At 44.6% G+C, this 11,286-nt stretch carries 11 protein-coding genes; 5 read left to right on the top strand and 6 right to left on the bottom strand.

Going from position 1 to position 11,286, the window contains the following annotated elements; all coding sequences use genetic code 11:
- Positions 1 to 332: 332 nt before the first annotated feature.
- The 3 genes from hutH to hutC form a co-directional block, all read right to left on the bottom strand.
- Positions 333 to 1,874 (bottom strand): histidine ammonia-lyase, encoded by a 1,542-nt coding sequence (gene hutH, locus L2717_RS13725; RefSeq protein WP_220774588.1) that lies wholly within the window; start codon positions 1,872 to 1,874, stop codon positions 333 to 335.
- A 22-nt stretch (positions 1,875 to 1,896) separates the two neighbouring features.
- Complete coding sequence (hutU, locus tag L2717_RS13720; protein WP_220774589.1) at positions 1,897 to 3,576, bottom strand: urocanate hydratase; 1,680 nt, start codon at positions 3,574 to 3,576, stop codon at positions 1,897 to 1,899.
- Positions 3,577 to 3,691: 115 nt separating this feature from the next.
- A complete protein-coding gene (hutC, locus tag L2717_RS13715) occupies positions 3,692 to 4,399 on the bottom strand; it encodes a histidine utilization transcriptional repressor HutC (protein ID WP_220774590.1) in 708 nt (235 codons plus the stop codon).
- 193 nt (positions 4,400 to 4,592) lie between these two features.
- On the opposite strand from hutC, the gene hutI reads away from it, so the two are divergent.
- On the top strand, positions 4,593 to 5,819 hold the full coding sequence (gene hutI / locus L2717_RS13710) for an imidazolonepropionase (protein ID WP_220774591.1): 1,227 nt from the start codon (positions 4,593 to 4,595) through the stop codon (positions 5,817 to 5,819).
- 81 nt (positions 5,820 to 5,900) lie between these two features.
- On the opposite strand, the gene L2717_RS13705 is transcribed toward hutI, so the two are convergent.
- Complete coding sequence (locus L2717_RS13705) at positions 5,901 to 6,653, bottom strand: siderophore-interacting protein (protein WP_220774592.1); 753 nt, start codon at positions 6,651 to 6,653, stop codon at positions 5,901 to 5,903.
- Positions 6,646 to 7,209: a MarR family winged helix-turn-helix transcriptional regulator gene (locus L2717_RS13700; protein WP_220774593.1), complete on the bottom strand. Its 564-nt coding sequence runs from the start codon at positions 7,207 to 7,209 to the stop codon at positions 6,646 to 6,648. The genes L2717_RS13705 and L2717_RS13700 overlap by 8 nt, the downstream gene beginning before the upstream one ends.
- A 263-nt stretch (positions 7,210 to 7,472) precedes the next feature.
- Between L2717_RS13700 and L2717_RS13695 the strand changes: the two genes are divergently transcribed.
- The 3 genes from L2717_RS13695 (at position 7,473) to L2717_RS13685 (ending at position 10,221) form a co-directional block, all read left to right on the top strand.
- The gene (locus tag L2717_RS13695; protein WP_220774594.1) at positions 7,473 to 8,693 is read left to right on the top strand and encodes a NupC/NupG family nucleoside CNT transporter; all 1,221 of its coding nucleotides are present in this window, start codon (positions 7,473 to 7,475) and stop codon (positions 8,691 to 8,693) included.
- A gap of 15 nt (positions 8,694 to 8,708) precedes the next feature.
- Complete coding sequence (gene deoD / locus L2717_RS13690; protein ID WP_220774595.1) at positions 8,709 to 9,419, top strand: purine-nucleoside phosphorylase; 711 nt, start codon at positions 8,709 to 8,711, stop codon at positions 9,417 to 9,419.
- A 205-nt stretch (positions 9,420 to 9,624) separates the two neighbouring features.
- Positions 9,625 to 10,221 carry a Crp/Fnr family transcriptional regulator gene (locus L2717_RS13685; RefSeq protein WP_248938075.1) on the top strand — a complete coding sequence of 199 codons (597 nt, stop codon included), beginning with the start codon at positions 9,625 to 9,627 and terminating at the stop codon, positions 10,219 to 10,221.
- A gap of 166 nt (positions 10,222 to 10,387) precedes the next feature.
- Here the strand turns inward: L2717_RS13685 and L2717_RS13680 are convergent, their stop codons facing one another.
- Positions 10,388 to 10,912 (bottom strand): protein tyrosine phosphatase family protein, encoded by a 525-nt coding sequence (locus L2717_RS13680; RefSeq protein ID WP_220774044.1) that lies wholly within the window; start codon positions 10,910 to 10,912, stop codon positions 10,388 to 10,390.
- A 188-nt stretch (positions 10,913 to 11,100) separates the two neighbouring features.
- Between L2717_RS13680 and L2717_RS13675 the strand changes: the two genes are divergently transcribed.
- The gene (locus L2717_RS13675) at positions 11,101 to 11,268 is read left to right on the top strand and encodes a hypothetical protein (RefSeq protein WP_220774043.1); all 168 of its coding nucleotides are present in this window, start codon (positions 11,101 to 11,103) and stop codon (positions 11,266 to 11,268) included.
- Positions 11,269 to 11,286 lie beyond the last annotated feature (18 nt).

Raw genomic sequence — 11,286 nt, 5'->3', positions numbered from 1 at the left:
AGTCACATGGACATATTGTCGCGCAAGACAAGTACAAATAGTCCCACTAGTGTGACATTTAGTTATTAAGAACATGTAAAACAATCAAATACTGAATATGAGAATGCTTGCAACGGTTCTTTTTTATACAGAAGTGAAATTAAAAACTGACAATGTAAAGAAAGGTGAAAAAAATTGCCTGTCCGCGGTGTTAAACGCCCTCAAAGTACAAAGTTAAAAATCCTTAAAAATGGACAAAAAGTATAAAAAAAGGCTCAAGCTAATTGCTTGAGCCCACACTTTCAGCATTTTTATGCGCTGCTACAGGTTAATACTTTACCGTATCGAACTATTTAAACACTGGGTAGTGTTCCTGCTGGCAAATACAGGTTAAAGCTGGCGCAATAAAGTAAATCAATAGCTGCCTCAATATCGGGGGCAAAGTATCTGTCTTTATCGTAATAGGCGACCACTTCACGTAATTCGGCTTTGGCCTTAGCCACGGCTGAACTTGGCGCTAACGGCGCACGAAAATCCAACCCCTGCGCTGCCGCTAACCATTCAATCGCTAATACGCCGCGGGTATTTTCGCTCATATCACGTAAACGGCGCGCCGCAAAGGTCGCCATAGACACATGATCTTCTTGGTTGGCCGAGGTAGGTAAACTATCTACCGACGCGGGATGGGCGTAGGTTTTATTCTCTGACGCCAATGCCGCGGCCGTCACTTGAGCAATCATAAAACCTGAGTTCACCCCACCATTTTTCACTAAAAATGGTGGTAGTTTCGACAGGCTCGAATCGATTAATAGTGCGATACGACGCTCGGCAATGGAGCCTAGTTCAGCAATCGCAATCGCTAAGTTATCCGCCGCCATAGCAACAGGTTCAGCGTGGAAGTTACCGCCCGAAATAATATCGCCCGTGTCTTGGAACACTAATGGATTATCGGTGACACCATTGGCCTCAGTGCCTAACACATCGGCCGCGTGGCGGATTTGTGTTAAACAAGCACCCAATACTTGCGGTTGGCAGCGTAGTGAATAGGGATCTTGCACCTTTTCACAATTAGCATGACTGATGCTGATCTCTGACTCTTCACCCAGTAGATGACGGAAGACCATGGCCGAATCGATTTGACCTTTCTGACCACGCGCCGCATGGATGCGAGGATCAAACGGGCTACGGCTACCCATAGCCGCTTCGACACTCATGGCACCGATCACTGAACTCGCCGCAAACAAGTCTTCGGCGTGGAATAACCCTTCCAGCGCCAGCGCGGTCGAGGCTTGAGTGCCGTTAAGCAAAGCGAGTCCTTCTTTGGCCGCTAAATCGATAGGCTTAAGGCCGGCGATGGCTAAACCTTCGGCAGCCGAAATTAACTCGCCCTGATAGCTCATCTCGCCTTCACCCAGCATAGGCAAACACATGTGCGCCAGTGGCGCTAGGTCGCCCGAAGCGCCGACTGAGCCTTTTTCTGGCACGCAGGGGTAGACCTGTGCGTTGACTAAACGGATTAAAAAGTTAATCACTTCTAAGCGAATACCTGAAAAACCACGGCTTAATGAGTTAATTTTTAACACCATCATCAAGCGCACCGTAGCATCTTGCATATATTGCCCCGTTCCTGCTGCGTGCGACAACACGATAGAGCGTTGTAATAGTTGCAAATCTTCAGGTGCAATTTTGGTATTGGCTAATAAACCAAAGCCAGTATTGATACCGTAAACAGTACGGCCTTCATCCAATACTTTTTGCACGATTTGCGCGCTGGTATTGATGTCGGTAATGGCCTCTGGTGCCAATTCAAGCGTCAGCTTATGGCGGCTGATTTCGCGTAATTGCGCTAGGCTCAAGCTGCCCGGTGTTAACACTAAGTGGTTCACTGATTTCATATTTTGTATTCCCGTTTTTATTCTAGTTATTATTTCCGGTGAGCATAGGTAAGTCTAAGCCCTGATCAACGGCGCAATTTTTGGCCATCTCATAACCCGCATCGGCATGGCGCATCACGCCTGTCGCTGGGTCATTCCACAGTACGCGGCCGACACGTTTTGCCGCCGCATCGGTACCGTCACACACAATCACTACGCCCGAATGTTGGCTAAAGCCCATACCCACGCCGCCACCGTGATGCAAAGACACCCAAGTTGCGCCGCTGGCGGTGTTAAGTAGCGCATTGAGTAATGGCCAATCGGATACCGCATCTGAGCCATCGAGCATAGATTCGGTTTCGCGGTTAGGGCTGGCAACAGAGCCAGAATCTAAGTGATCACGGCCAATAACGATGGGCGCCGACAACTCACCATTTTTGACCATTTCGTTAAACGCCAATGCCAAGCGAGCACGATCTTTTAAGCCCACCCAACAAATACGCGCTGGCAAACCTTGAAAGGCAATCCGCTCACGCGCCATGTCTAACCAATTGTGTAGGTGTGGATTATCAGGAATGAGCTGTTTAACTTTAGCGTCGGTTTTGTAGATATCTTCAGGATCGCCAGATAACGCTACCCAGCGGAATGGGCCAATACCTTCGCAGAACAGCGGACGAATATAAGCGGGTACAAAACCAGGAAAATCAAAGGCCTTTTCAACGCCCATTTCAAACGCCATTTGACGAATATTGTTACCGTAATCCAGCGTGGCCGCGCCCGCAGTTTGTAAGTCGAGCATCGCTTGTACTTGCACTGCCATCGAGGCTTTAGCGGCTTTGACAACGCCCGCTTCGTCGGTTTTGCGCATGGCTGCCACTTGCGCCATAGTCCAACCCTGCGGCAGATAACCGTTGAGTGGATCGTGGGCAGAGGTTTGGTCGGTCACGACATCGGGCGTAACGCCGCGCTTAACTAACTCGGCAAACACATCGGCGGCGTTTGCCAGCAAGCCCACAGATACAGGCTTGCCTGCGGCATTCGCCGCATCAATCATGGCTAATGCTTCATCAAGCGTAGTGGCTTTTTTATCGACATAGCGAGTGCGCAAGCGAAAATCGATGCGGGTTTCGTCGACTTCACAGGCTAACACCGAGAAGTCAGCCATAGTGCCCGCCAGCGTTTGTGCGCCGCCCATGCCGCCTAACCCGCCAGTGAGGATCCATTTGCCTTTCGCTATGCCGTCAAAATGCTGTTTTGCCACCGACACAAAGGTCTCGTAGGTGCCTTGAACTATGCCTTGAGTGCCAATGTAAATCCAAGAACCCGCCGTCATCTGGCCGTACATTGCCAAACCTAGCTTATCTAACTCGTTGAAATTCTCCCAATTCGCCCAATGTGGCACTAGGTTTGAGTTAGCGATTAACACCCGCGGCGCATCGCTATGAGTGCGAAACACGCCTACCGGTTTACCCGATTGCACTAACAAGGTTTCGTCATCTTCGAGGCGTTGTAAGACTTCAATAATCTTATCGTAACAATCCCAATCGCGGGCAGCGCGGCCGATACCGCCATAGACGACTAAGTCCTCAGGCCGCTCGGCAACATCGGGATGTAAGTTATTCATTAACATGCGCATTGGCGCTTCAGTTAGCCAGCTTTTACAGCTTAATGTTGTTCCATGCGGCGCAATAATACGGCGGCTAGGGTCGTGTCGCTTGTCCATAAATATCCTCTTCAACCTGTGGCGTTCATCCGTCAACGCGGTAGAACTATTTATAATTGTATTGTTTTTATTATGTATTTTTAAATAAGGGTACAGCGTGTTATTGATATGAAATCTACTTGCTAAAGGTTAAATGGCCGCCAAGCTTAAAGCGGCTTCCGGGGTGAACTAATCGTGCAAAACTGACAACGCCTTGGCGTGACCAAGTGCGGCGTAAAATCTGTAAACAAGGTTCTGTCGCTGGAATAGCCAACCTTTGCTGTAATTCGCTATTGGCAATAACCGCCTCAATCGTATGGTGTGCTTCGGTGAGCGGCGCTACCTGTGATAAATATTCGTGTGGTGTTTGCAGGCTAAAATCTTGCAATAAATAGTCCGGCACTAATACGGGATTCACATAGCGTTCTTCAACTTGCAGCGGTAAGCCTTGCTCGCAATGCACTAATATTGAATGAAAAATAGGGCTATCTAAATCAACTTCGAGCGCTATAGCGATAGCTGCTGAAGCATTCATTTGCCGTAATAAAAGTTGCTGCACGCTGTAGCCATGGCCGCGGTCTTTGATCTCGTCGGCAATATTGCGAATTGCCAGCATGGACGATTGCGATTTACGCCCCGCCACAAAGGTGCCAAGCCCTTGCGAGCGCTCAAGTACACCGTTATCGGTTAGCTCAGTCAGCGCACGTCGCGCCGTCATCCGGCTACAGGTAAACAATTCAGCGAGTTGATTCTCAGACGGTACACGGGCATTTTCTTCCCACTCGCCCGACTCGATACACGCGATAATGTATTGCTTAATTTCGGCAAACTTAGGAATAGCCAAGACATTTCCTTTAAACTGAGAGAATAAATGCGAGCGAATAAGCTCACGCTAACGAATGTAACGACGCTTTCAAACGATTAAAATAGCGGCTACAATCCTAGCTTGTATATACAAGTAAATACAAGCTAGCTCACATAATTTTCAATGATAACGACTGCGCAGGGGCAAAATGTCAACGCAGCGAGGGGAACACATGTCTTGGGATCAGGTTTGGATTGACGTTAACTTAGCCACTATGGACCCTTCCATATCAGCACCTTATGGTGCAATCACCCATGCAGCTATCGCAGTCAAACAGGGCAAAATTGCTTGGCTTGGCCCGCGTAGCGAACTGCCCGCCTTTGATGTATTGGCAACCCCCGTTTACCGAGGTAAAGGTGGCTGGATAACCCCTGGATTGATTGACGCCCACACACACTTAATTTTTGCAGGTAATCGCGCCAATGAATTTGAATTACGCTTACAGGGCGCCAGTTATGAGGACATAGCCCGCGCCGGGGGCGGTATTATTTCTACTGTTAAAGCCTGCCGTGAAGCCGATGAAGCAGAATTATTTGAGCTCGGTCGTCAGCGTTTAAATGCGCTTGCTAAAGAAGGGGTAACTACGGTTGAAATTAAGTCAGGCTATGGCTTAGATACTGAAACTGAATTAAAAATCCTCCGCGTTGCCAGAGAATTAGGTGAACATCACCATGTGGATGTCAAAACGACTTTTCTTGGCGCCCATGCTATTCCGCCAGAATATAAAGACAATAGCGATGGCTATGTTGACTTGATTATCAACGAGATGCTGCCAGCCGTGATCGCCGAGAATCTGGCCGATGCGGTAGATGTATTCTGCGAAAATATTGCTTTTAATCTCGAACAAACTGAGCGTGTACTCAGCGCAGCCAAAGCGGCAGGATTAGAGATTAAACTCCATGCAGAGCAGTTAACCAATATGGGTGGCTCAGCATTGGCAGCGCGGCTTGGCGCTAAGTCTGTAGATCATATTGAATATTTAGATGAAGCAGGCGTTAAAGCCTTGAGTGAAAGCGGCACCTGCGCTGTGCTACTACCGGGTGCATTTTACTTTTTACGGGAAACGCAAAAACCACCTATAGATTTACTGCGTCAATACGGTGTACCTATAGTGCTCGCCAGCGACTTTAACCCTGGATCATCGCCTATTTGCTCAACCCTATTAATGCTGAATATGGGCTGCACTTTATTCAGCTTAACCCCAGAAGAAGCCTTAAAAGGTCTCACCTTAAATGCCGCCAAAGCCTTAGGCATTGAAGATAGAGTCGGCAGTTTAGTGGTTGGCAAACAAGCCGATTTCTGTCTGTGGGATATCGCCACTCCAGCGCAGTTAGCCTACAGCTACGGCGTAAACCCCTGCAAAGATGTAGTGAAAAACGGCATATTAGTACATCAGTAACATGAAGGTACTCGCCACAAATACAGGATAAGCTGCAAGTAAGATGAGGTTGCTAAATCAAACATAGCGACCTTATCTTTCTTAAGAATTCATAGCACTTTCTTGCTGCTCATCTTCTTGCTTTACCAACTTGTGCTCACCCTCATTACAACCGATTTTCCAATAGCTTGAAGTGTAAAAATGACTCTTAGGCAATACATGCGCTTGCTTAAAATGTCTTCTTAGCGCACGCATGCTGTTAAATTCGCAGGCAATCCACACGGCTGGCTCACCAGTAAGCCAAGGTAATTGGACAATCCGCTCAACCAAAGGGCGACCTTCGGGATCAGCTTCTGGGTTTATTACCCAAAGCAGCTCAACATTTTCAGGATGTATTAAAGGCTGAATGTCGGCTTCACTTAGCACTTCAATCACGGCGTAACCGACGGCATCTTTTGGCAAGAGTGCCAAATTGACACTAATGGCGGGCAACGCAGTCATATCACCGGCGAGTAAAAACCAATCCGCCTCAAAATTGATCAGTTTTTTAAGCCCAGGACCACCAATTTGAATCATATCGCCCACTTGCGCTGTTTTTGCCCAACCTGATGCGGGTCCGTCGGTATCGTGTAGCACAAAGTCTACATCAATTTCATTATCGCGTTGCTGACGAATAGTGTAGGTGCGCATCAATGGACGCTCACCCGTTTGCGAGAATAACAATTTGATATAGGCGCTCTCTTGTGAGGCCGGAAAACCCGCAAATCCGGCGCCGCCTAAGCTGATGCGTAGCATATGCGGAGTAATATAAGTGCGGCGGATAACTTGTAACTCACGTGGCGGCGGCTTATTCATTGTGTTCATCCTCAATTGAAGGCTCTACAGCTGCGTGTTCTGCCATTAGCTGTGGTGCAATACTTACTTTTTCCACAGAGCTTTTACGCTCAGTAGACAATCTTTTTTGCGTTACGCTATTCGCACTAAATGTCTCATCGACACTCTTACTTATTCTATTGGCAAGTTGAATAAAAGTAGCAACTTCATCGGGGCAGAGGGCCTGCGTCATGTGTGCGACTGTTTTGCGCTCAGAGATATTGACCTGCCTCATGATTTTTTCCCCCTCAGCCGTTGGCCGCAGTAACTGGCTACGACCATCCTTAGGGTTATCAACTTTAGTGATAAAGCCACTGTGCTGCAGCTCATTGAGAACACGCGTAATTTGTGCTTTATCCCGCTGCATCCGCAGGGCAATAGACTGCGCTGTAGATTCAGGATTACGACAAATACCCTTTAACGCACGGATATGGGTGACAGGTAAATCAATCTTTTGTGCGGCAATATCGTTACGTAATTGCTTTTTATAGGCATGGACTAATGAGTGCAAGGTTTCGCTAAGTGACAATGACGGCATAAAAGACCCTCGACATAGTTGATAACGTCAACAATATAGATTTTGATTGACCATATCAACTATATCGAGTGATTTAACAGAATCGAGGTGATGAAATACCGCTTAACATTTAAGGCAAAGCTTGAACTCAACCTCTGTGATGCGCTGCAAATAACCACACTTTTATCGTTAAATCGGAAAAATGTCCGTTTTTTTAAAGAAAAAATCCTCAATGATTCATCTACAACAAAAAACGATCTACTACAAAAATGATGGATTGACCTATGTCTACACTAATGAGCTGTATCGGTGTTGCTGTTCTGATTTTGATTGGTTACTTATTCTCTGAGAATAAACGCCATGTAAAATTTAAAACGATTGGAGGTGCATTAACACTGCAAATTTTACTGGGTGCATTTGTAATGTTTGTACCGGTAGGTGTCACTATTATTGAAGCCATGAGTAGTGGCGTCAACAGCGTTATCGCGTTCTCAAATGCGGGATTAAGCTTTGTTTTTGGCGACTTAGCCAATTATAAAGTGGGTTTCGTTTTCGTGATCAACGTCCTATGTGTCGTGATATTCATCTCTGCGTTAATCTCAGTTCTCTACTATTTAAAGGTAATGCAGTTTGTCATCAATATCATTGGTGGCGCGCTTGCCAAAGTATTAGGTACCAGTAAAGCGGAATCACTCTCTGCAACGGCCAATATTTTCGTCGGTCCGATTGAAGCGCCTTCGATGGTACGTCCGCTGGTAAAGAACATGACACGTTCAGAGTTATTTGCCGTGATGACAGGCGGATTAGCCAGTGTTGCCGGTGGTACTATGGTGGGCTATATCAACCTAGGTATTGATCCTAAATATATTCTCACAGCCTGTTTTATGACCGCGCCAGCGGGTCTGTTATTTGCCAAGTTACTGTGTCCACAAACAGAACAACATTTAGTCAAAAATGAAATCGAAATTGATGCCGCAGAGCAGCCTAAAGGTTTACTCGAAGCCATTACCGATGGTTCGTTAATGGGGATGAACCAAGTCATCACTGTTACCGCCTTATTAGTGTCGTTTGTCGCGCTTATCGCCTTATTAAACGGACTCATTGGTGGTTTTGGTCACTTGTTCAGTATTGATAATCTTACGCTCGAAATGATCATTGGTTACCTACTGGCACCACTGGCATTTTTGATGGGCGTACCTTGGTCTGAGGCAATACAAGCAGGTTCAATCATTGGCCAAAAGATTGCCATTAATGAGTTTGTTGCTTATATCCATTTTTTAGAAATCTCCAGCACCCTGTCAGATAAAACACAGGCAATTGTCGTGTTCAGTCTGTGTGGATTTGCCAATATTGGCTCCCTTGCCATGGTCGTCGGTGGTATCGCTGCCATGTGCCCAGATAAAAGAGAAGTGATCTCTCAAATTGGTCCAAAAGTTCTTTTGGCAGCGATTTTAGCTAATTTAATGTCCGGCACGATTGCTGGCGGCCTAGTGTCTTTAATATAAATTTTGAGGTGAAACATGTCGACTCCACATATCAATGCAAATCCAGGTGATTTTGCAGAAACCATTATCATGTCAGGCGATCCACTGCGAGCAAAACTCATTGCAGAAACCTATTTAGAAGACGTTAAAGAAGTCACGAATATTCGCGGAATGTTAGGCTTTACAGGCAAATACAAGTCTAAAGCTATTTCTGTTATGGGCCATGGTATGGGTGCACCTTCTGCCTCTATCTACTTTCATGAACTTATGACAACCTTTGGCGTGAAAAACTTTATTAGAGTCGGTAGTTGCGGTGCGATATCAGATAACATCCACTTAAAAGATTTAATTGTGGCTATGGGCGCTTCTACTGACTCTAAAACTAATCGAATTCGATTTTTAGACCATGACCTTGCCGCTATTGCAAACTTTGAGCTATTACAAGCGTGTTATGAGGTATTAAAAACAACCTCAGTTACGTTTAAAGTCGGTAATGTATTTTCATCGGATCTATTTTATCGTCCTAATGAAAACGATTATGCTGTAATGGCAAAATATGGCGTGCTCGGTGTCGAGATGGAAGTGAATGCGCTTTATACACTTGCTGCTGAACATCAATGCCGCGCGCTCGCACTGTGCACAGTAACAGACCATATTACTCGCCATGAATATTTAACCGCTGATGAACGCAGAACCGATCTGCACGAAATGGTTAAAGTCGCATTAGAAACCGCACTTAAAATATAACGGTCTTAATATCACCCTAAAGACTACACGTTAATAAGTGGCTAATCCTTTTAGCCACTTATTTATTATAACTAGACAGTAAATCAAACTCACAAGATCAATCCACAGCCTCAATGTTGCATATATAAGTATAGATTGCTATTCAATAGCGCAAGCGTATAATAAAATGTTAAATTATATGCTATTGACTACAGTACAGATACTTATGGAAGACATTACTACTATTGTTAAGGCTATGGGTATTGCAGAGATTAAGTACAGTAAGAATACCTACTTACTTAGACAATCTAAGCAAGTGTCAGAACTATTATTTTGTGAGAATGCGAGTTTAACAATATCGTATATCAACTCAAGTGGTAATGAGTTTATTCTAAAAGTGGAAGATGACTATACTGGTTTTTTAGGTGAGATGGAGTTTTTCCAAGAAAACAATAGCTCTTTATTTAGTGTGAGATCTAATAAATCAGGCACATTATATCGGATATCTAAAGCCAATTTTATAAAAGTTGTAGAAAAAAACTCAGATATGTTTATGTATATTACTTCTTTGATTACTAAACGATATAATAGAAATATGCACGAGCTCATCAGTAATCTAACACAACCGACTAAAGCCAGCATTATCAACCAAATATTAGAAGCGAGAAACCTAGCTAATGAAGAACAGTTTAAACTATCTTCTACATTAGGCGCTAAAAAACTCGGCATTACAACGCGCTCATATCGACGTATTATTAATGAATTAATTCAAGAAGGAAAAATAATAAAAACCAAACCTTTTTACCAAATAATAGATCTTTAAAAAACTAGTTGACCATTTATTATCACCTACCTACTGCAATATAATTAAACCACTCACTCCATCCATATAAAAATCAACATCTGAAAAGAGAGCTGCGTTATATTCAAATAAAAAATACCGATTCATTTATCAACCGATATTTTATACCTGCGACTATATTGATAAATCAAAATTTATACTTAGTGCGAACTTCATTTAGCAACACTTGCCACTGTGGATAACGGGCTAACTCGTCACCCCATGGAGCCATAGTCTGCACCATATCGGGCTTCTTACCTTGTTTTAATTGATATAAATAAACAAATGCTGAGGCGCGATAGTTAGCAAAGCAATGCACTAAAATATCTTGGCCTGCGTGCGCATCCATAGCCTTAAAGAAGGTTTCCACATCGGTAAGTTGTGGATTTTGCCAATCGACCGGAATATATACATACTCCATGCCTGCTTGCGTCACCCACTTAGCCTCATCTTGATGAGCACCTTTATTGTTATCAGGCATCAGATTAATCACCACATCAACACCGGTTTGTTTAAGTTGAGTAAATTGCGACTCACTTGGTAAACCAGAACTCAGCAATTGGCTATCATTCTGCTGCAATGCACTAATATCATTTATCTTTTCAATATTATCTATGTCGGCATACACGAGTGGTGAACACAGCAATAAGGCAATCAACGCGGCTTGTTTCATTAAGCGCTTCCTCGGTAGATTTGAAGATTAATAATCACATGGATAATGCTGTGATAACTCAATTCAGCCAAAGTTCAGATAATGACACTGCAATCCGCGCCTTATATCTAACGCTGTGACGCAAGACAGATTTTTTATCTCTGAGGTTCAGCTCTAGGCTGTAAATTTATCGATAGTGCACATAGCAAGTGCGTGTATGGACAGTGAATAATCCACGACAAATGCTACGCATGTCAGCACTTGGCGCTGATGTACTGATTACCGATTATTCAAAAGAGATAGTAGAAATACGGGAACAATGGCTGGCGCTGTCATCTATTGAGCAAACCGCGTCGCGTCTACGTTATGCCCTGTAAATTCAACAACTAAAATTC

It is taken from the genome of Shewanella glacialipiscicola (assembly GCF_023283485.1).
Classification (GTDB): domain Bacteria; phylum Pseudomonadota; class Gammaproteobacteria; order Enterobacterales; family Shewanellaceae; genus Shewanella; species Shewanella glacialipiscicola.
The sequence above is the reverse complement of the archived record's forward strand: the minus strand, read 5'-3'. Positions and strand labels throughout refer to the sequence as shown.

Bases quoted from the DNA above. Each gene is read 5' to 3' on its own strand.
- hutH (WP_220774588.1), bottom strand. From the start codon at position 1,874: ATGAAATCAGTGAACCACTTAGTGTTAACACCGGGCAGCTTGAGCCTA.
- hutU (WP_220774589.1), bottom strand. From the start codon at position 3,576: ATGGACAAGCGACACGACCCTAGCCGCCGTATTATTGCGCCGCATGGA.
- hutI (WP_220774591.1), top strand. From the start codon at position 4,593: ATGTCTTGGGATCAGGTTTGGATTGACGTTAACTTAGCCACTATGGAC.
- L2717_RS13705 (WP_220774592.1), bottom strand. From the start codon at position 6,653: ATGAATAAGCCGCCGCCACGTGAGTTACAAGTTATCCGCCGCACTTAT.
- L2717_RS13700 (WP_220774593.1), bottom strand. From the start codon at position 7,209: ATGCCGTCATTGTCACTTAGCGAAACCTTGCACTCATTAGTCCATGCC.
- L2717_RS13695 (WP_220774594.1), top strand. From the start codon at position 7,473: ATGTCTACACTAATGAGCTGTATCGGTGTTGCTGTTCTGATTTTGATT.
- deoD (WP_220774595.1), top strand. From the start codon at position 8,709: ATGTCGACTCCACATATCAATGCAAATCCAGGTGATTTTGCAGAAACC.
- L2717_RS13685 (WP_248938075.1), top strand. From the start codon at position 9,625: ATGGAAGACATTACTACTATTGTTAAGGCTATGGGTATTGCAGAGATT.
- L2717_RS13680 (WP_220774044.1), bottom strand. From the start codon at position 10,912: ATGAAACAAGCCGCGTTGATTGCCTTATTGCTGTGTTCACCACTCGTG.